The sequence below is a fragment of the Kitasatospora aureofaciens genome (assembly GCF_019192735.1).
Classification (GTDB): domain Bacteria; phylum Actinomycetota; class Actinomycetes; order Streptomycetales; family Streptomycetaceae; genus Kitasatospora; species Kitasatospora aureofaciens_A.
The window spans coordinates 55,619-74,179 of the sequence record NZ_JAHTKP010000024.1 but is presented as its reverse complement, the minus strand read 5'-3'; the positions used below and the strand labels follow the sequence as shown (position 1 = coordinate 74,179).

The 18,561-nt window shown below is 71.5% G+C and carries 18 protein-coding genes; 6 read left to right on the top strand and 12 right to left on the bottom strand.

Annotated features, from left to right (window positions below; genetic code table 11):
* Positions 1-74 precede the first annotated feature (74 nt).
* From KV557_RS23110 to KV557_RS23070, 9 genes are all read right to left on the bottom strand, one after another.
* Positions 75-872: a GNAT family N-acetyltransferase gene (locus tag KV557_RS23110; RefSeq protein ID WP_218203245.1), complete on the bottom strand. Its 798-nt coding sequence runs from the start codon at positions 870-872 to the stop codon at positions 75-77.
* Between the two features lie 243 nt (positions 873-1,115).
* Positions 1,116-2,183 carry a UDP-N-acetylmuramate dehydrogenase gene (locus KV557_RS23105; RefSeq protein WP_218203243.1) on the bottom strand — a complete coding sequence of 356 codons (1,068 nt, stop codon included), beginning with the start codon at positions 2,181-2,183 and terminating at the stop codon, positions 1,116-1,118.
* Between the two features lie 13 nt (positions 2,184-2,196).
* On the bottom strand, positions 2,197-3,225 hold the full coding sequence (locus tag KV557_RS23100; protein WP_308130026.1) for a serine hydrolase domain-containing protein: 1,029 nt from the start codon (positions 3,223-3,225) through the stop codon (positions 2,197-2,199).
* Positions 3,222-3,911 carry a hypothetical protein gene (locus KV557_RS23095; protein ID WP_218203340.1) on the bottom strand — a complete coding sequence of 230 codons (690 nt, stop codon included), beginning with the start codon at positions 3,909-3,911 and terminating at the stop codon, positions 3,222-3,224. Before KV557_RS23095 ends, KV557_RS23100 begins: the two co-directional genes overlap by 4 nt.
* Complete coding sequence (locus tag KV557_RS23090; protein WP_218203242.1) at positions 3,793-4,707, bottom strand: hypothetical protein; 915 nt, start codon at positions 4,705-4,707, stop codon at positions 3,793-3,795. Before KV557_RS23090 ends, KV557_RS23095 begins: the two co-directional genes overlap by 119 nt.
* Positions 4,708-4,811: 104 nt before the next feature.
* Positions 4,812-6,128, bottom strand: coding sequence for a helix-turn-helix domain-containing protein (locus KV557_RS23085; RefSeq protein WP_218203239.1), 1,317 nt, complete (start codon positions 6,126-6,128; stop codon positions 4,812-4,814).
* Positions 6,129-6,799: 671 nt separating this feature from the next.
* Positions 6,800-8,185 (bottom strand): FAD-dependent oxidoreductase, encoded by a 1,386-nt coding sequence (locus KV557_RS23080; RefSeq protein ID WP_218203237.1) that lies wholly within the window; start codon positions 8,183-8,185, stop codon positions 6,800-6,802.
* A 271-nt stretch (positions 8,186-8,456) separates the two neighbouring features.
* The gene (locus tag KV557_RS23075) at positions 8,457-9,200 is read right to left on the bottom strand and encodes an SDR family NAD(P)-dependent oxidoreductase (RefSeq protein WP_256177819.1); all 744 of its coding nucleotides are present in this window, start codon (positions 9,198-9,200) and stop codon (positions 8,457-8,459) included.
* A gap of 699 nt (positions 9,201-9,899) precedes the next feature.
* Positions 9,900-10,274, bottom strand: coding sequence for an ArsR/SmtB family transcription factor (locus KV557_RS23070; RefSeq protein WP_218203234.1), 375 nt, complete (start codon positions 10,272-10,274; stop codon positions 9,900-9,902).
* Between the two features lie 120 nt (positions 10,275-10,394).
* Between KV557_RS23070 and merA the strand changes: the two genes are divergently transcribed.
* On the top strand, positions 10,395-11,834 hold the full coding sequence (gene merA / locus KV557_RS23065; protein ID WP_308130025.1) for a mercury(II) reductase: 1,440 nt from the start codon (positions 10,395-10,397) through the stop codon (positions 11,832-11,834).
* A gap of 271 nt (positions 11,835-12,105) precedes the next feature.
* Here merA and KV557_RS23060 read toward each other — a convergent pair whose 3' ends face one another.
* Positions 12,106-12,522, bottom strand: coding sequence for a MarR family winged helix-turn-helix transcriptional regulator (locus KV557_RS23060; RefSeq protein WP_218203230.1), 417 nt, complete (start codon positions 12,520-12,522; stop codon positions 12,106-12,108).
* 61 nt (positions 12,523-12,583) lie between these two features.
* Here KV557_RS23060 and KV557_RS23055 point away from each other — a divergent pair, with 61 nt between their 5' ends.
* On the top strand, positions 12,584-13,390 hold the full coding sequence (locus KV557_RS23055) for an alpha/beta fold hydrolase (RefSeq protein WP_218203228.1): 807 nt from the start codon (positions 12,584-12,586) through the stop codon (positions 13,388-13,390).
* A gap of 56 nt (positions 13,391-13,446) precedes the next feature.
* Here KV557_RS23055 and KV557_RS23050 read toward each other — a convergent pair whose 3' ends face one another.
* The gene (locus KV557_RS23050; protein WP_218203227.1) at positions 13,447-14,070 is read right to left on the bottom strand and encodes a hypothetical protein; all 624 of its coding nucleotides are present in this window, start codon (positions 14,068-14,070) and stop codon (positions 13,447-13,449) included.
* A 319-nt stretch (positions 14,071-14,389) separates the two neighbouring features.
* Between KV557_RS23050 and KV557_RS23045 the strand changes: the two genes are divergently transcribed.
* The 3 genes from KV557_RS23045 (at position 14,390) to KV557_RS23035 (ending at position 16,963) form a co-directional block, all read left to right on the top strand.
* Positions 14,390-16,186 carry a fatty acyl-AMP ligase gene (locus tag KV557_RS23045; RefSeq protein WP_218203225.1) on the top strand — a complete coding sequence of 599 codons (1,797 nt, stop codon included), beginning with the start codon at positions 14,390-14,392 and terminating at the stop codon, positions 16,184-16,186.
* Between the two features lie 73 nt (positions 16,187-16,259).
* Complete coding sequence (locus KV557_RS23040; protein ID WP_218203223.1) at positions 16,260-16,529, top strand: acyl carrier protein; 270 nt, start codon at positions 16,260-16,262, stop codon at positions 16,527-16,529.
* 80 nt (positions 16,530-16,609) lie between these two features.
* Entirely contained in the window at positions 16,610-16,963 is a 354-nt protein-coding gene (locus tag KV557_RS23035) for a winged helix-turn-helix transcriptional regulator (RefSeq protein ID WP_218203220.1), read from the top strand.
* A 60-nt stretch (positions 16,964-17,023) separates the two neighbouring features.
* On the opposite strand, the gene KV557_RS23030 is transcribed toward KV557_RS23035, so the two are convergent.
* The gene (locus KV557_RS23030; protein WP_218203219.1) at positions 17,024-17,404 is read right to left on the bottom strand and encodes a YybH family protein; all 381 of its coding nucleotides are present in this window, start codon (positions 17,402-17,404) and stop codon (positions 17,024-17,026) included.
* Positions 17,405-17,508: 104 nt separating this feature from the next.
* Here KV557_RS23030 and KV557_RS23025 point away from each other — a divergent pair, with 104 nt between their 5' ends.
* Positions 17,509-18,432 carry a helix-turn-helix domain-containing protein gene (locus tag KV557_RS23025; RefSeq protein WP_218203217.1) on the top strand — a complete coding sequence of 308 codons (924 nt, stop codon included), beginning with the start codon at positions 17,509-17,511 and terminating at the stop codon, positions 18,430-18,432.
* Positions 18,433-18,561: the final 129 nt, after the last annotated feature.

Below are 18,561 nucleotides of genomic sequence, written 5' to 3'. Positions count from 1 at the left end.
AAACGAATTTCGCTGACGCACCGCGATCGCGGTACCCCGGCCTGGGTCCGGTCGCGCGGTGATGTGGTGGAGCGTCAGCGGCAGACCAACTCCAGGTTGCTGCCCGCGCGCTGGGCGCCGACGCCCTCGAACAGTGCCGTCGCTGCCTCGTTGGATTCGTTCACTTCGGCCGATGCCGTTTCGGTCCCGGAGTGGTGCAGCGATCCCAGCACGTGGGCCAGCAGCGCCCGGGCGATGCCGCGGCGGTGCTGGTCGGCCCGGACTGCGATCAGCCCGATCCGCGGCTGTCGGGTCAGCGGCGCCACCCTGACCAGGCCCACGTACTGATCGGCCTGTGCTGCCACCGCATACTTCGACGGGTACAGCACGGTAGTCCCGTGCGGGCGTGGCAGTACCTCAGCCGGCATCGCCTGCCATCCGACGGTGGCCTCGACCTCCTCGCGAATGGCGCGGTCCAGCGCGCGCAGAGGGCCTTCCTCCGCCTCGCCGGCGGGCACGATCGTCACGCCCGACGGCGGTTGTCCTGCGTCGAGCCCCGTGACTCGCGGGTCGGTGGGCACGACGTACTCCCACTCGCGGCGTCGGATCGTGAAGCCGACCCGCTCCCAACTGGACGTCAAGTCGCGGTCAGCCTCGTCGACCACCGTGTACAGCGGCCTCGGCAGGTCGGCCAGCATCGCATCGGCGAGTCGGTCGAAGACCGCGCCGTGCCACGAGTCGATGCTCAGGAAGATCCGCCCGTCGGGCCTGCAAAGAACGTCGCCGCGGCCGACCACCTGGTCGTCAGCCAGAGCGTGCCATTGCTGCTCCGCGACCCGCGTGACCATGGCCGGGTGTTCGCCCATGCCCGCAGTGAAATGCACAGTATTCATAGCTGTCTGCCTTTCAGAAGAGCCTTGTGTTCAGGCGCTCCCGGCGACAGCTACGTCAATCGCCCGACCATGAAGGAAAAGGGGGAGCACCCATTGGACACAGCGTTCACGGGTCTCACCTCCTGATGACGGCTTCACGGTCGCGTGAACGCTACCAGCCGGGGGTCGTCTCGCCCAACCCTTTTCCCGCGGCTGGTCCTGAACCCCCCAACCCAGCCACGAGATCAGACCTCCAGACAGGCCCTAACACTTCCGGACACGGCCGGGGAGCGTGGGTGGTACCTGGACGTCGATCTGTACCGGCTCGACGCTCAGCAGGATTCCGCTGCCGAGCAGTACCCGTGTGGCCATCTGGTCGAGCGCGGCTGTGAACCCGGCCGCGGTGCACGCTGCTTCCGCGGTGAGCGTCAATGTCCGGCGGGCTGAGCAGCGCACACCTGCAAGCACGAATTGGGCAGGGCCGTACCCGGCCTGTTCGAGGAACCAGGCGGCGCTGGCGCGAAGTTGGCCGTCGCTCGTGGTGTGCACCGGGCATCCAGCGGCCGACCAACGGGCGCTGTCGGCGGAGCTCACGGGCGGGTTGAGAAAGACCGATCCGACCTGGCGGGCATCAGGGCCGAGCGGGTCGAGGAGAAGGCCGCGCCTACGTCGGTTGGCCAGGACGGCGGCAGTCACCTCGCGCACGGGTGGGCGGGCGCCGAGCGGGAGGCCGAGTTCGTCGGCGAGGTGCTGGTAGGTCACTGGCTCGGCCTGCGCGCAGCGGGTGAGGTGGAGGGTAACGGTGAGGATGGTCCAGCGGCCGGGCTCGGCTTTGAACCGGCTCTGGCGATAGTGGAAGCGGCATGCCTGGGCGGGCAGGGTGCGCGGTCGGTTGGTCTGCCAGTCCCAGGCGGTGATGTGGTCGAGGGTGTCGGCGATCTGCTGGCCGTAGGCTCCGGCGTTCTGCACGGGTGCGGCCCCAGCGGTGCCGGGTATTCCGGCCAGGCATTCGATCCCGGCCAGGTGTTCGGCGGCGGCCCAGGCGACGAGGTCGGTGAGTGGGTGGCCGGCCTGGGCGGTCACGGCCACCGTGTTCTCGTCCACCCGCGTGGTGGTGATGCCGCGGGTGCGCATCACCACCACAGTGCCGGGGTGTCCTGCGTCGGAGGCGATGACGTTGCTGCCGTGGCCCAGCACCACGGGCATCCCCTCCCGCTGGTCGACCGATCGTGCAGCTTCGGCCCAGTCGGCGGGGTCGGAGACGGTCAGGACGCGTTCGGCGGGGCCGCCGAGGCGAAGGGTGGTCAGGGATGCGAGCGAGATGGGGGCCACGGCTGGTTCCTTCCTAGGGTTCGGTGGTGATCGCCTTGAGCGCGAGGTCGCGCAGCGGCGCGAGGCGGGCGCGGTTGTCCTGGCGGTGGTAGACCGCGTTGGTGCAGATCGCCAGGTATCGGCCGGTTGTCGGGGCGAGGTAGAGGCTGGTGCCGGTGAAGCCGTGGTGGTGGGCGACCCGTCCTTCGTCGGCGAGGATCCAGGCCAGGCCGCGGTCCAGGCCGGGTTCGATCGCGGCCTGGGGCGTCATGCTCTGGGCCAGCCAGCGGCCGAGCTGGGTGCCGTCGCGGTGCCCGGCCAGGAGGGTGTTCGCGTAGGTTGCCAGGTCGGCGGCGGTGGTGAAGACGCCTGCGTGACCGGCGACGCCGCCGAGGAGCGCGGCGTTGTCGTCGTGCGGGATACCCCACAGGCGCGGGGCCCCGGCGAGGCGCTGTTCGGTCGGTGCGACCTCGGCGGAGCGGCTCACGGGCCCGTAGGTGGTGTTGGTCATGCCGAGGGAGATCCACAGGTCGGCGGCCAGGTCGTCCAGGCGGCGGCCGGCGACCTGAGCCAGGAGGAGGCCGGCGAGGATGAAGCCGCGGTTGATGTATCGGTGGCCGGCTCCCGGCTGGGCGATCAGCTCTTCGCCGCAGATCAGCTCGGCCAGGCCTTCCGTCCGGCCTCGGTACTGGTCGAGGCGTGTGTCGGCCCGCAGGCCGCTGGTGTGGGCCAGGATTTGCCCGACCGTCACCTTCCCGCCCGGGGCCCCGGCGGGCACGGTGGGAAGGAAGGTCTGGACCGGGGCATCCAGGTCGATGCCGGTGGTGCCGACCAGCGGCCAGGTGGCCAGCACTTTGGTCAGCGAGGCCACGTCGTAGACCGTTGCGGGCCCGGGCGGGGTGTCGCCGCACTCGGTGGCGACGACGCCCGCTGTCACGAAGCCGGGTTCGCCGTCGAGGGGGCCGTGGGCGATGACGCCGCCGGGCACCGTGCCGTCGGCGGTCATCAGCTCCAGGCACTCCCGCAGGTCGGCGAGCACGGCGGGATTCCACGAAGAGGTCACGGCATCTCCTGATTGATCGTCAGCTCGGCACCCAGTGCGGCCAGTTTGGGCAGCAGGCTGCCATAGCCGCGACGCAGGTGGTACATGCCTTGGATCGTAGAGGTGCCCTCGGCCGCCAGGGCGGCGATCAGCATCGCGGTGACCGCCCGGATGTCCTTGCCGGCCACGTCGGCGGCGACCAGCGGGGCCGGGCCACAGACGGTGATGACGGAGCCGTCGGCGTTGACGGCGGCGCCGAAGGCCCGCAGCGGGCCGACGTGGGTCCCGCGTTCGGTGTAGATCTGCTCCTCGATCCGGGAGGTGCCCGGGGCTTGGGTGAGGAACGCGGTCAGCTGGGGTTGCACATCGGTCGGGAAGGCGGGGTGGGGGCCGGTGGCCGTCTGCACGGCTCGGGGTCCGGCCGGGCAGCGGGCGAGCGTGCCGCCGTTCATCGAGGTCAGCTCGATCCCGGCGTTGGCGAAGACCGCCACCAGCCCGGTGGGGAAGTCGATGGTCGGGAAGTTGTCCAGGTGGACGGTGCCGCCGGTGATTGCGGCGGCGAGGGCGAGGGTGGCGGCCTCCAGGCGGTCAGGCGGGACCCGAAAGGCGCCTCCGGCGATGCGGTCGGTGCCAGTGACGTGGAGGACGGTCGCGCCCTCCCAGTTGATTCCGATCCCGCCGGCCGCGAGCACCGAGGCAGTGACCATGACTTCCGGCTCCACGCTGGGGTTGAGGATGGTGGAGGTGCCGCGGATTCGGGCAGCCAGCCACCGACGACCGATCCGTCCGGATCACCGGTGGCCACCGTCTGGAGGGCACGGTGTCGGTGCAGGGCAGCAAGAGGCTGCGGGTGATCTCGGCGCCGAAGCCGATCCGGCAACCGGGGCCGATGACGGTGTTGTCCCGCACCCGGGCGCCGGCCTCGACCACCGTCCCGGGGCAGATCAGGGTGGGGCCGGTGACGAACGCGCCTTCGGCGATGACGGCACCGGCCGCCACGATCACCTCGCCTCGGACCGTGGCGCCGGGCTCGATGACGCCCTCCGAGGCGGGCAAGGGGCAGTCGTGTCGCCCGGCGAGCAGGTCGGTGACGGCCTTCTTGAGGCCGAAGACGGTCGGGCAGCAGCTGAGCAGGTGGAGCACGACCGGGTCCGTGACGTGCTCGGTGTCGAAGTAGTACTCGGGGGTGGTGCGGTAGTCGACGCGCGCCAACTCGGCAATCATCGTGGGGACTTCGGTGATGTTGTGCATGACTGTTCTCCTCTCGGACGAGCGAGTGAAGAGGCGCCGGGCCCAGACCACGGGCAGGTCCGGGGTGGTAGCGGCCGTGGTCGGCGAGTGCTGGGAGAGCTCGGACTCGTGAACGATCAGGCCGAGCAGCAGGGCCACCGGAATGTGCAGCGCAGGCCAACACGCGGTCAGGGCGGTGACGATCCGGTCGCGGTCGGGCGTGCGGTGGCGCAGGCTGGAGACGGCGGGGGCGGAGCAGTTGGTCGTCGACATGCGGGGCCCTCGTCTGCGGGGGACACGAGTAGGTGTCTCCAGTGAAAGGCCCCGGCGGAGATCGGATCCGTAAGCGGATTACGGGCCCGTAATCCGCTTACGGATCAGCCGAGTTGAATGCCGGCTCGGGTGGCGAAGTCGCGGATGCCAGGCAGGCGCCGGTCGTGGCGGAGCAGGTCGGTGGCGACCTCGCGGACGGAGCCCCGGCGGACTTCCTGCGGGGCGGCCTGCTCGGCGGCCAGCAGGGCGCGGAACGCCTGCTCGGGCTTGCCCCACTGGTCGAACGCGCGGGCCACGTCGGTGAAGAACCGGGCCTGCCGCTCGGCCGTGGGCAGCGCGGCCGGGTTGATGGTGCGGGCCAGTTCGATCGCCTGCCCGGCGTCGCCGAGTTCGTAGTGCACCGACAGGTGGTGCAGGGTGACACCCTGGATGCCGTCCACCTGGCCGGCGGCGCGCGCGCTGTCGGCGGCCTCCCTGATCAGCGCGTGCGCGTAGGAGCGGTCGCCGAGCTTCGCGGCCGTGTAGGCAGCGGTGGCGAACAGGTCGCCCTGGGCGGTCAGGCGGGCCGCCTCCGGGACGCTGCTGTCTCGTTGCAGGTCGTGGGCGGCTCGGACAGCGATGTCGGTGGCCCGGCTCAGGTGGCCTTGGCGGCGCCAGGCACTGGAGACCATGCGCTGGGCCTCGGCGATGATCAGGCCGTCGCCGCCCGCTCGGGCTGCGGTCAGTGCCCGGTCGGAGGTGATGGCGACAAGGCCGTTGTCGCCGATCTTGATGCACAGCCGAACAGCGATGTTGTACAACGCGGCCACGGCCCGGGCCGACTCGTCGGGGCTCCCGACGCTCTGAGCAGCGACGATCCACCCCGGCAGGGTCTGGGCGAGAGCGTCGTAGCGGGCGGCACGGAATTCCTGGCGAGCCGTCATGATCGATGTCTGGACGGTCGCGGCTGTGGGCTCGCGCTGGCCGGGGATACTGGCGGTGCCGTAGAGCAGGAGGTCCTCCAGCGGGGCCAGCGGAGCCGGGCTCGCACCGGCGGGCTGGGCGCGGACGACTGGGGCGAAGACGGTGGCAGCAGCTGCAGCCAGAAGTTCTCGGCGTCGCACCTCGTCGTCATCCTCCTCGGCAGCCGGACTGGCCGTCAGCCTAGCGGAGCTGACCTTGCGTCGAGGCGAACTGGACACGCTCGCCGCGGGTTGCGGATGCTTCAGCAGGTCTTCGAGTGTCGCACCGAGAACCCGGGCCAGTAGGGCCAGCATCTCGACCTTCCGAACAGGGATGACATCCCGCTCGACCCCAGACACCCAGTCCTCGGTCCGGCCGACCTCGGCCGCCAGGTCTCGCTGGTACCAGCCCTTGCGCCCGCGCAGCTTGGCGATGAACTCACCGAACGTGTTATCCCGGCCCTCGACCACGGCCTCCACCCGCCGCTAGTGTCCGGACAGTTACAGTAAGCAACCGTACCCAGTTCGGAGAGCCTGCACAGGAAGTCAGTCGATGACGCGAGCGGGGGTCGGTGCGATGGGGCGTGGTGGCGCTGACGATGGGAGACCGGCAGCAGTAGCTGCATGCACTCCTGAAGTCGGTGGCGGCCCAGAGGGACGAGGGTGTCGAGGTCGTGGTTCTCGGGCAGGGCGTGCAACTCCCGGAGCTTCCGGACCGGGTGGACGCCGTGGAGCTGCCGGAGAACCTGGGAATCCCCGGCGGCCGGAACGCCGGCGTCGAGCAACTGCGTGAACTCGGCGGTGCCGACATCCCGGTGCTCTTGGACGACGACGGTCTGCTGCCCCGCACGGGCACCTTCCGGCTGATCCGAGATGCCTTCGAGCGCTGCGGTCCCGGGCGCCACGCTCCAGCACGGCTCGCGGGAGACGCTGGGCACGCCCAACTAACTGCTGGTCCGCACCTTCGTCCACCCCGAGCCCGACGAGAACTGAGTGGGCGATCTGTTCGCGTAGTCGGTCGGCCTCGTCACGGGCCGTGGTTTGCCGGGCCTCGATCTTCTCCGGCAGCTCGCGCATGCGCACCCGCATTCCTTCCGCTGCCGGCGGTCCGGCTGTCGGCCGACCCCGCCGGGTCGGCGCATGGGTGCCGGTCAGTCCTCGCGCACGATGGTGGCGAGGACGTCGTTGAAGGCCTCCGTCGAGGTGGGGTGCTGGTAGACGGCGTCGCGCAGTTCGGCGGACTTGATGCCGTGTCGCATGGCGAGCGCGACGGTGTTGATCAGTTCCTGGGCGTCGACGCTGAGCAGGGCGGCGCCGAGAATCTCGTCGGTGTCGGCGTCGATGACGAACTTCATGACGCCGCGGGTCTCCTCGACGGCGTAGGCGCGGGGCATGGCGAGGATTTCGGCGACGGGCTGGCCGGCGATCCGCACCCGGTGGCCGGCCGCTCGTGCCTGCTTCTCGGTGAGGCCGACGCCTGCGAGCGGCGGAGTCATGAACACGGTGTAGGGGATGGCGACGCGGTCCGCCGTGGAGCGGCGGCCCTCGCCGACGAGTTGGTCGAGGACGATCCGGCTGTCGTCGAGCGAGATATAGGTGAACTGGGGGCCGCCGTTGACGTCACCGAGCGCGAAGATGTGCGGCTGACTGGTGCGCAGGTACTCGTCGACCTCGACGGCGCCGCGCGAGGTGGTGCGCACCCCCGCGGCTTCCAGGTTGAGGCTGCCGGTTGCCGGCGCCCGGCCGGTGGCCGGCAGGACGGCGTCCGCGGCGACCGTGTGTTCGCGGCCGTCCTGCTCGTAGACCACGATGGCCTCGCCGTCGCCGTCACGCACCTCCTTCACGGTGACACCGGTGACAATGCTGATGCCCTCGTCGATGAGGATGGTGGTGGCGGCTTCGGCGATGTCGTCGTCCTCGCGGGGGAAGAGCTTCGGGAAGGCCTCCAGCACAGTGACCTGGGAGCCGAACTGCTGGTAGATGGAGGCGAACTCGATGCCGAGGTAGCCGCCACCGATGATGGTGAGCCGCCGGGGGAGGTCGGTGCTTTCGATCAGTTGGGTACTGGTGACCAGGTGCTTGCTGATTCGCAGGCCCGGGATGTCGGGGATGATCGGCTCGGAGCCGGTGTTGATCAGGACGGTCTCGCCGGTGACGGTCACGGTCCCGTCCGCGGTGTCGACGCGGACGGTGTGCGGGTCGGTGAAGACGGCCTTGCCGGTCAGGACGGTAACGGTTTCCATGCCGTTCAGACCGTCGTAGTTGCCGGCGCGGAACAGGGCCGTGACGGCCTGGACCTTGTCGACGGACTGCTTGTACCACGCCTGCGCCGGGTCTTCGGGACGGCGCTTGCGGGAGTGGTGGACGAGCGCCTTGGTCGGCACGCAGCCCACGTTGGGACAGGTGCCGCCGTACATGTGCGCCGACTGCTCGACCAGGACGACGCGCTTGCCACGCCGGCCCATCGCTCCGGCGGTGACCTTGCCGCCCTTGCCGAAGCCGATGACGAGGAGATCGGCATTCATGGTGTCGTTCATGTCTTGATGGCTCCAGTCGTGGCCGGGGAAGAAACAGTGAGCATCGGACAGAAAGGACGAGTACCTGTTAAGGCCTTTTGATCATGATTTGTCTGTTTCGGCCATCAGTGTTGCTGACGCCCACGGGGTGGCGGCCTGCGGCACGCCGCCACCCCGTGGTGTACCGCGCCTTCCCCAGGCGGCCCGAGCCCGGGGAGCGGGCGCTGACGGCACGTCACCTGGCCGTTCGCGGTGGCTCGTACGCTCCCGCGCAGGCCACAGTGATGGGACGTCAGACGGCGATGCGTCCGCCGTCGACCGGCAGCACGGCACCGTGAACGAAGCTGGACCGGTCGGTGGCCAGGAACACGATGGCGTCGGCCACCTCCTGCGCGGTTCCCGGCCGCCGGGCCGGCGCCTGGGCGGCGAGGGCATCCAGGGCCTCGGCCATCCCCGAGGTTCCCTCGGTCAGCGTCGGGCCCGGACTGACCGCGTTCACCCGTACCCCGCGCGGCCCGAACTCCGCCGCCCACGCCTTCGTCAGCAGGACCAGGGCGGCCTTGCTCGACCCGTACAGGCTCATGCCGTCCACGCCGTACTCCGCGACCATCGTGGTCACGTTGATGATCGCGCCACGACCACGCTCGGCCATGGCAGGGGCAAGCTCGGCGACCAGGAAGTACGGCGTCTTCACGTTCAGCCCGTACACCGTGTCGAAGCCGGCCTCGGTGACCTCTGCGGTCGGGCCGAACGGGAAGACGCCGGCGTTGTTGACCAGGACGTCGATCTGCCCGACGAGTGCACTGGCCTGCCTGGCCAGCGAGCGTGCCGAGGCCTCGTCCCGCAGGTCGGCAGCCACGAAGTGGCCCTCACCGCCGGCCGCCTCGATCTCCTGGACGACCTTCTTGCCGCGCGCGGCGTCGCGGCCCGACAGCACGACCCTCGCCCCGAGCCCGGCGAGCGCCAGCGCGGCCGCCCGGCCGATACCGCTGGTTCCGCCGGTGACCAACACCGAAGTGCCAGACAGTTCTGACATCACTACTCGCTTTCGAAGATGCGGGTGCCTCATCAAGAGGCCTGTCGGCCCAGCCGCTCCGTACTGGCGGCGACTCGATCCGGGTGGTGCAAGGCGCGGACGTTCCGCACGCTTCCCGAGAGGGCATACCAGGGGCCTATAGCCTTCATAAGTACCACCTTGGCGCCTCTGACCTGGCACTTCACGAATCCTGTGTTACGCGGGGCCCCAGCGCATGGATGCAACGCACTCGGGCGCGCCGCCCCTTCGGGAACAGCAGGCGTCGCCGCCGAAGGTGCGGGTCCGGTGCCGGACCAGCTCCGTCCGGATCGCTCTGCGCTGCGGGACTCGGGCCGCCGGGGGCTGGTCCAGGGCTGCGACGAGGTGGCCGAGGTCGCGCCGGTGCGAGCCGGCAGGCCGGACCGCCCAGGTGCGACGTACGAGGGGGTGGCCGACCAGCGGCGACCACGTGACGGTCTCCGGCAACGGTTGGGACCAGTCAGGGGGTGCAAGGGCGAAGGCCCGACCGGCGCCGACGGCGGCGAGCTTGACCTCGGCGATCAGGGACTCTCCCGTGGGCGGCTCGCGAGAAGTTGCCGGCCGGCGCGACGGGACGGGGGGGCGAACCCGGCCGCGCCGCAGGCCCGTCGGGTGAGTTCGTGGCACGAGGTTTCGGGACCGGGCATCAGCCACTCGTCGCGGGGATGCTCCTTGCCGGGTTCAGGGCCGGTCGGCCGATGGGATTAGGGGGCAGCAGTCGAGCGCGGAGGCGTTGTCGGCGGCCAGTGCGCGGGCGAGGACGACCAGATCGGCCACCCTGGGGTCGCCGACCGAGTAGACGAGTTTGCGGCCGTCCCGGCGGGCGGTGACGTAGCCGCAGTCGACGAGACAGGTCAGGTGGACCGACACCCGGGGCTGGGAGATGCCGACGTGCTCGACGCACTCGGCCGAGGTGCGTTCGGCGGCGAGGACGAACTCCAGCAGCCGCAGCCGGGTTGGGTCGGACAGCGCGCGGAAGAACCTCGCCACGGTGTCCGTATGGGTGCACGCCGCCGCGTCGGGCACCGGCGCGGCCGGGGCGGTGGTCGAGGTCATGGCGCGCGACTCCCAGCACTAGAGCTATTTGCCTACCCGCATAGTATGCTGGCGCTGAGCTATTCGGAAAGGCATATAGATGCTGGTGCGGGTCCGGGCCGGCACAGAGGAGGCAGCGCCGTGACCGAGACGAAGAACAGCTACGACCTGGCAATCATCGGATCGGGCTCGGCGGCGTTCGCCGCCGCCATCGCCGCCATCGGCCAGGGCAAGCGGGTGGTGATGGTGGAGCGCGGCACCATCGGCGGCACCTGCGTGAACGTGGGCTGCGTGCCCTCCAAGGCACTGCTGGCCGCAGCCGAAGCCCGGCACACCGCGCTGGCCGCCACCCGCTTCCCCGGCATCACCGCAGGCTCCGGACCGGTGGACTTCCCGGCCCTGATCGGCGGCAAGGACGCGCTGGTCGAGCAGCTGCGCGAGGAGAAGTACACCGAACTGGCCGCCGAGTACGGCTGGGAGATGGTGCACGGCAGCGCGTCCTTCACCGGGAACGGCGATGGCCCCGCCCTGGACGTCGCGCTGAACGAGGGCGGCACGCTGCGGATCGAGGCCGGCCACTACCTGGTCGCGACCGGCTCCGCCCCCTGGGCCCCGCCCGTCGAAGGCCTGGAGGAGGCCGGCTACCTGACCTCCACCACCGCGATGGAACTCGACCGCCTGCCCGAGTCCATGGTCGTGGTCGGCGGCAACGCGGTCGGTCTGGAACAGGCCCAGATCTTCGCCCGCCTCGGCACCGAGGTCACCGTCGTCGAGGCCCTGGACCGCCTCGCGCCCTTCGAGGAGCCCGAGGTCTCCGCCGTGATCGAGCAGGCCTTCGCCGACGAGGGCATCACCGTGCACACCGCGACGACCCTGACAGCAGTCCGCCGCGACGCGGACAGCACCGTCACGACCCTCCGCGCGCCGGACGGCGGCGAGGCCGAGCTGCGCGCCGAGCAACTCCTGATCGCCACCGGCCGCCGCCCCCACACCACCGGCCTGAACCTGGACCAGGTCGGCGTCAAGACCGGCCGGCGCGGCGAGGTCACCGTGGACGACTGCCTGTGCACCACCAACCCCCGCATCTGGGCCGCCGGCGATGTCACCGGCCACCCCCAGTTCGTCTACGTTGCCGCCGCCCACGGCACCCTCGTTGCCGACAACGCCCTGGCCGGCGCCGAGCGCACGCTCGACTACACCGCCCTGCCCCGGGTCACCTTCACCAGCCCCGCCATCGCCGCCGTCGGCCTGACCGAAGCTCAGGTGGCCGAGGCCGGCATCGCCTGCGACTGCCGCATCCTGCCCCTGGAGTACGTGCCGAGGGCGCTCGCCGACCGCGACACCCGCGGCCTGGTCAAGATCGTTGCCGAGGCCGGAACCCGGCGCCTTCTCGGCGTGCACGTCATCGCGGAGAACGCCGGCGACGTCATCACCGCCGCCACCTACGCCCTCAGCGCCGGTCTCACCGTGGACCAGCTCGCCCACACCTGGGCCCCCTACCTGACCATGGCCGAAGCCCTCAAACTCGCCGCCCAGACCTACACCGGCGACGTCGCCAAGCTTTCCTGCTGCGCCGGCTGACCCGCCACCCGACAAGGAACCCGACCCATGGACACCCTGGCTCCACCAGCACCCCGGCGCCACGATCCTGCCCGTCGCCGCCGCCCACCAGATCGGCCGCCCCCTGACCAAGAAGCTCCTGGAGAGCAACGACCCGTCCGGCTGCTGCTGACACCCTGCCGAGCTCGGCGGCGATGGCGAGTTCGCCGGCGTCTCTCCTCGCTCCGCGTGGCCCGTACCCAGTGCCCAACACGCCATCAGGGAAAGGGACGCCGGTGCGCGGTGTCCTCCGCTACCCGCCTTCTCCGGTCAGGCGCTTGAGCAGATCGAGCAGGGCCGCCCGCTCCGTCTCGGACAAGGTGGAGAAGCAGTCGGCGAGCACCTCGTCGGCGACCCCGTGCCCGGCTGCGAGGACCTGCTCGCCGGCCGGCGTGAGGTGGTGCTCGATGCGTCGGCCGTGCCCTGGGCGGCGCTCGACCAGGCCTTGTGCCGTCAGGCGGCCGACGAGCGTTCCGAAGGCCTGCTCGCTCTGGAAGGTCGCCGCGGCCAGCTCGCGCGCCGATGCCCCGGGTGAGCGGCCGATCGCGCGCAGGGCGTCCCACTGGGCCAGCGTCGTGCCGACCGCGGCCAGGGCACTGTCGAGCGCCCGGTGCTGCCGGTACTGGGCTTGCTTGACCGCCCGGCCGAGGACTTGCAGGTCACCTTGCATGCGTCGAGCCTATCCCATGACTAAGCTAGCTTATATAAAGATATTTAGTTACTCTGACGGCATGCCTACAGACCGCACAGCGCTCGTGTACGAGGACCTCTCCCTCACCGTCTCCGAGGCAGGCGCCGGCCGGCCGGTCCTGATCCTGCACGGCGGCGGGGGCCCGGCCACCGTCGCCGGCCTCGCCGAGCACCTCGCCCGGACCGCTCACACCATCACGCCCGTGCACCCCGGCTGGGACGGCACCCACCGCCCCGACTGGCTCACTGGCATCGACGACCTCGCCCTCGCCTACCTGCACCACCTCCACGACCGCCGGCTGGAGGACGTCCTGGTCGTCGGCTCCTCGCTCGGCGGCTGGATCGCCGCCGAGATGGCCGTCCGGGACACGGCCGGGATCATCACGGGCCTCGTCCTGATCGACGCCGTCGGCGTGCACGTCGGAACGGAACCGATCACCGACGTCTCCGCCCTCGACGCCCGCGGCCTCGCGGAACACTCCTGGCACGACCCCGACCGCCACTACCTCGACCCCACCCGCCTCCCGGCCGGCCAACTCGCCGTCCGGCAAGCCAACATGGCCACCATGCGCACCCTCGCCGGCGACCCCTACATGCACGACCCCAAGCTGCTCCGCCGCCTCGGCCGCGTCACGGTGCCCAGCCTCCTGCTCTGGGGAGAGAGCGACCGCATCGTCACCCCCGCCTACGGAACGGCGTACGCCGACGCCCTGGGCAACGGCCGGTTCGAGGTCGTCCCCGAGGCGGGCCATCTCCCGCAGATCGAACAGCCGGAAGCCACCTTCGCCCTGATCGACGCCCACCTGCGCCGATCGAGCACGCGGGCCGCTATCGCCCCGGGCGGGTAGCTGTCCCCGGGAAGCTGGACCAGCCCGTGAGCCCTGTCCGCGCCTCCGGACCGTCGTCAGGTGACCGCTCCGGGGCAGGTGCAGCTCGCGAGGTGGCGTTTCACCGACGGGACGGAGGCGAGCTGGGTGAGGGCGCGGGGTGAGGCGAGGGTGGCGGGCGGGTCGAGCATCTGCATGGTGCGGACGAAGCGCAGGTACAGGCCCGGGTGGTGCGGGAGTCGGGCGGTGACGGCGCCGAGGAAGCCGGTGGCGATCCGGCTGGACAGGGGTAGGTCGGTGTCCTGCCAGGCCCGGTCGGTGGAGGTGCTCACCAGCCAGGGGCTGCGGACGAGGTCTGCTGCGCCGCGCTGGAAGGCCGGTTCGACGCCGCCTGGGCCATCGAGATGCTCTTCCACGTGGTGCGCCGCGTCGAAGCCGTCGGCCGCGCGCCAGCACTCCTGGCGGACCGGACCGTCCAACTGCTCGGCGAGGACCGGCAGTCGGGGCAGGCGTGCCTGGACGAGCGCCGCGAGCCGCTCCGGCGTGGGCCGGGTGCCCCGCAGCCGTAGCGCCACGCCGATCACGAACCCGTCGTCGGGGCGCTGACGGGACCACTCCAGCATTCCCCTGTCCTGCACCGAGCCGAGTTCCGAAGCGTCGACGGTGGTTACGTCGCCGGTCGGGCCGCTGTGCGTCGTCATTGCTGCTCCGCTGTCGTGGACCGGGGGTGCCTCACCGTCGGCGCGGCCGGTGAGGCGAAGGAAGGTGCGTGCAACCGGGAAACGATCCCAGCCCCGTTCGGATACTGCATCCATGACGGTCCGTCCGGGTGCACAGAAGTACGAGACCCCGCGCGGCCAGGTGAGGCTCGGCACTCCGGGTCCACCCGTACGGAGGAAGGAATCACCCGGATGCCGTACCCGGTCCCCGGCTCGTTGGTGGCGGACACCGGTTCCGGTGTCAGCTGGCGGCTGCACGCGCGACCGGGCCCGGCCGCCCCCCGGTGAAGGAGACCCTGCCATGCCCGACCACTTCGCGCCCGGATCCGCGTCACACCCGCCCGCCGTGGACCGGTCGCCCGAGGCCGACGGCTGGCGGCCGCTGCCGGCGGTGCTGAACGGACACGCCACACACCACGGCACCCGTCCAGCACTCAGCTTCGTCGACCACGGCCGGGACCCGGAGGGCACCTGGCAGACGCTGACCTTCGCGGAGGTGGACCTGCGGGCCCGAGCCCTGGCCGCCGCGCTCGAAGCCGGGTTTCCTCGCGGTGGGCGCGTCGCCGTGCTGTGCCCCCAGAGCGTGGAGTACGCCGTCGCCGTCCTGGCCTGCCTGTACGCCGGGATGATCGCCGTGCCGCTGTTCCCGCCGGAGGACCCCCGGCGGACAGAACGCCTGGCGGCCGTCCTCGCGGACGCGGACCCGGTCTGCCTGCTGAGCGTCGGACCTCAGCAGGCGCTGTGCCAGAGCCTGGGCGGCGGCCGGGTACCGGTGTGGGCGGTGGAGGAGACGGAGCCGCGCCTCGCCCGCGACTGGTCGGGCCACCGGGCGGGCCCGGCCGAGCCCGCCTACCTGCAGTACACCTCGGGCTCCACCGGGCGCCCCAACGGCGCCGTCATCACCCACGGAAACCTGGTGGCCAGCACCCGGCAGGTCGTCGACGGCTGCGGGCTGTCCGACGGCACGCCCATCGCCAGCTGGCTGCCGCTCTTCCACGACATGGGCCTGAACATCGGGGTGCTCGCCCCGATGCTGGCCGGGGCGCACGTCGCCCTGATGTCGCCGCTGGCGTTCATCCAGCGGCCCCGGCGGTGGCTGCGGCTCCTCGGCGTGCACCGCGCCCACTTCAGCGGCGGCCCCAATTTCGCCTACGACCTCTGCGTCCAGCGGATTCCCGACGCCGCGGGGCTCGACCTCAGCAGCGTCCGCGTGCTCACCAACGGCGCCGAGCCGGTACGCGTCGACACCCTGCGCCGCTTCACGGAAGCCTTTGCCGCGGCCGGCCTCGCCCCCGACGCGGTCAAGCCCAGCTACGGGCTGGCGGAGGCCACCGTGCTGGTGGCCTGCAACCGGGTCGGGCAGAGCTGGACCGAACTCGCCCTCGACGGCGACGCACTGGCGGCCGGAGCGATCAGCATCCTGCCCGACCGGGACCGGGCGGCCCGGGTGACGACGGTGGCGGGCTGCGGCCGGCCGGTCGGGCAGGACGTGCGCGTGGCGGACCCCGAAACCGGGGTCGAGCGGCCACCCGGCTCGGTCGGGGAACTGTGGGTCCGCGGCCCCAACGTGGCAGCCGGCTACTGGCAGCAACCCGGCCCCACCGCAGCGCTGTTCGACCGCGTCCTCACAACGGCGGACGGCGGCGAGCACGGCTGGCTGCGCACCGGCGACCTGGGCTTCCTGCACGACGGTGAGGTGTTCGTCCTCGGCCGGATCAAGGACGCCATCATCGTCCACGGCGCCAACCACGCGGCGAGCGACATCGAGGACACCGTCCGCCGGGCGGTCCCCGAAGCCGTACCCACGGCGGTGGCCGCCTTCGCGGTGCCGGGCGGCGACGGCGAGGGCGACCGGCTGGTGGTCGTGGTGGAACTCGTCGCCGGCCCGCAGAGCGCGGAGGACATCGGGCTGCGGCGGAGGGTGCGGGCGGCCGTCGCCGAGCGCCACGGAGTGCGGCCGTACGACGTGCTCGCGGTCCGGCGGGGCAGCCTGCCGCGTACCACCAGCGGAAAGCTCCGGCGCGGCGACTGCCGCGCCCGGTACCTCGCGGACGGGCGAAGCCCGGACGGCAGCACCGACAGCAAGGAGAGCAAGTGAGCGAGCGGAGCGAGCGAACCATCGACAGGTGCGCGTCTCGCGAGGCGACCGCCGAGCGCAGCGAGGTGGGCGCATGAGTCGTTCCACCGACCCCGCAGAGATGGCTGCCTGGCTGACAGGCCGCCTCGCCGAGCTGCTGGAGCTCGCGCCGGAGGAGATCGACGTCACCGTGCCGCTGGACGGGCTCGGGGTGACGAGCATGGAGGAGGTGACGGTCGTCGCCGAGCTGGAGGAGCGGTACGGGCTGACGATCCCGGTAGCTGACCTGAGGCGCCACCCCACGGTCGAAGCGCTCTGCTCCCACCTCGCCGGGTTCACCCCGGCCGAGGTGTCACGGCCCTGACCCGCTTTCAGCCGAGTGGAGCGCAGCGCGTCGTGGGCGCGGTCGGGGTCGGCCAACTGTGCGGCGGTGGGCCCGAGTTCATGGGCGACAGACCAGCGGCGGGTGAGGCGGGCCAGGAAGGCGGCGTCCTGTGCGGGCAGGCCCAGCCAGGCGCAGAGGATCTCCATGGGCAGCCGCTGCGCCGCCTGCTCGACGGCGTGACGCAGAAGATGCTCACCCAGACCCTGCGCGCCCTGGAACGCGACGGCCTGGTCACCCGCACCGTCTACCCCACTGTGCCCCCGCGCGTCGAGTACTCCCTCACCGACCTCGGGCACGCCGCCGGCCGGCTGACCACCGCCGTCGCGGACTGGGCCGTCGACCACGCCGCCGGGATCCAGGCCGCCCGCGCCGCGTTCGACGCACGCTCCGAGGAGCCCCGGCCGGCCCCCTGAGCCGACGCCGGACGGGCGAGGGCACCTCGGGCGGGCCGCGGCTGAAGGGGGACCGCGGGCTCAGACGGTGCCGAGCGGGTTGAGGAGGGTGAAGCGCCAGTCGCCGTCGGCGTCCCGGCGGGCGATGTTGGCGGTGGTGCCGGTCGGGGCGATCCGTTCGCCGCCGGGGCCGTCGATCTCCAGGTTCCAGTCGGTGACCAGCAGGGCGGTTTCCGCGCCGACGAGGGTGTGCCGCGAGACGTTCGTCAGCCGGCCGCGGGCGGCGACGGTCCCGCCGATCTCCGCACGCAACGCCTCGGCGCCGGTGATGTGCTCGCCGGCCACCGTGCGCATGCCCGCACCCGGGGCGAACAGAGCCAGCACGCCGTCGACGTCGCCGGCGTTCAAGGCGTCCTGGAACAGGATCGGCAGCTTCGCGGGGTCGGTGATGACAGGGGACATGGTGAAAGGTCCTTACTTCACGAAGGGGTGGTGACGGCTTTTCGGCCGTGACTCCACAGTGCCTTCGGGGCCGTCCTCCGGACGAGGTAGAGTCGGGACTCGACATGGTCGAAAGTGGACAGCGCGATGTCATCGACATCGCCTACGACAATCCCGACCGGTTGCACATCGGCGTCGAGGTGCTGACTTTCGACGCGTTGAAGCGCCGCTTGAAGAGCTCGGTCGCCCGCAGGCCGAGCCGCCTCGACTTCCACCAGATCATGCTCGTGCGCGGCGGCGAGGGTGCCGCGATGGTCGATTTCGTCACCCACCCGTGCGTCCACGGCACGCTGCTGCACCTACGGCCCGGCCAGGTGCAACGCCTGCCCTCCGCCGCGAACGGCCGCCCCGCGGACCTCGACGCCGTCCTGCTGCTGTTCACCGCCGACTTCCCGTCGCCGCTGCCCGCGACGCGCGAGGTGCTCGGCGGCTTCGGCCCGGTCGCCCGGCGCCTGCCGCCCGACGACTTCGACGCCTTCGATCGCGCGGTGACGGAGATGGACGCGGAATACCGGACGCTGAGAGGTGAGCAGACCCCTGACACAACAGCGCTCGCCGACACGGACGTTGAGCTGACCGGAGCATTGCTGCGCCAGCTCCTCGGCGCGCTGCTGATCCGCATGGCCCGCCTCCCGGACCCGGCCGGACGCCCCGTCCCCGCCACGCCCGGCGCCGAGGTCTACCTCGCCTTCCGCCGCGAGCTGGAACACTCCTTCGCCACCACCCGCGCCGTCGAGGACTACGCCGCCCGGCTCGGTTACTCCCCCCGAACCCTGACCCGCGCGTGCCTGGCCGCCACCGGCCGCAGCGCCAAGCAACTCGCCGACGCCCGCGTCGTCCTCCAAGCACAGCGCCTGCTCGCCCACACCGACCTGCCCGTGGCCGCGATCGGCCGCACGCTCGGCTTCACCGAGGCCACCAACTTCGGCAAGTTCTTCACCCGCGAGACCGGCCGCACCCCGGGCGACTTCCGCCGCGCCCAGCGGTGAGCGGGCCCCGCGCCTGCACTTCTTCCAGGACCTGACGTGGCACTTGGCTCAACCGCCGAGGCCGAGGGCAACGAAGAGATCCTGGTATGCGGCGAGCGTGTCGGATGTCGAGGACATCATGGTCGGTGA

What these genes read in the sequence shown, in the direction of transcription:
- KV557_RS23110 (WP_218203245.1), bottom strand. Translation starts at nt 872, where the DNA reads ATGAATACTGTGCATTTCACTGCGGGCATGGGCGAACACCCGGCCATG.
- KV557_RS23095 (WP_218203340.1), bottom strand. Translation starts at nt 3,911, where the DNA reads ATGGTCACTGCCTCGGTGCTCGCGGCCGGCGGGATCGGAATCAACTGG.
- KV557_RS23090 (WP_218203242.1), bottom strand. Translation starts at nt 4,707, where the DNA reads ATGTCGACGACCAACTGCTCCGCCCCCGCCGTCTCCAGCCTGCGCCAC.
- KV557_RS23080 (WP_218203237.1), bottom strand. Translation starts at nt 8,185, where the DNA reads ATGAACGACACCATGAATGCCGATCTCCTCGTCATCGGCTTCGGCAAG.
- KV557_RS23075 (WP_256177819.1), bottom strand. Translation starts at nt 9,200, where the DNA reads ATGTCAGAACTGTCTGGCACTTCGGTGTTGGTCACCGGCGGAACCAGC.
- KV557_RS23070 (WP_218203234.1), bottom strand. Translation starts at nt 10,274, where the DNA reads ATGACCTCGACCACCGCCCCGGCCGCGCCGGTGCCCGACGCGGCGGCG.
- KV557_RS23060 (WP_218203230.1), bottom strand. Translation starts at nt 12,522, where the DNA reads ATGCAAGGTGACCTGCAAGTCCTCGGCCGGGCGGTCAAGCAAGCCCAG.
- KV557_RS23055 (WP_218203228.1), top strand. Translation starts at nt 12,584, where the DNA reads ATGCCTACAGACCGCACAGCGCTCGTGTACGAGGACCTCTCCCTCACC.
- KV557_RS23050 (WP_218203227.1), bottom strand. Translation starts at nt 14,070, where the DNA reads ATGACGACGCACAGCGGCCCGACCGGCGACGTAACCACCGTCGACGCT.
- KV557_RS23045 (WP_218203225.1), top strand. Translation starts at nt 14,390, where the DNA reads ATGCCCGACCACTTCGCGCCCGGATCCGCGTCACACCCGCCCGCCGTG.
- KV557_RS23040 (WP_218203223.1), top strand. Translation starts at nt 16,260, where the DNA reads ATGAGTCGTTCCACCGACCCCGCAGAGATGGCTGCCTGGCTGACAGGC.
- KV557_RS23035 (WP_218203220.1), top strand. Translation starts at nt 16,610, where the DNA reads ATGGGCGACAGACCAGCGGCGGGTGAGGCGGGCCAGGAAGGCGGCGTC.
- KV557_RS23030 (WP_218203219.1), bottom strand. Translation starts at nt 17,404, where the DNA reads ATGTCCCCTGTCATCACCGACCCCGCGAAGCTGCCGATCCTGTTCCAG.
- KV557_RS23025 (WP_218203217.1), top strand. Translation starts at nt 17,509, where the DNA reads ATGGTCGAAAGTGGACAGCGCGATGTCATCGACATCGCCTACGACAAT.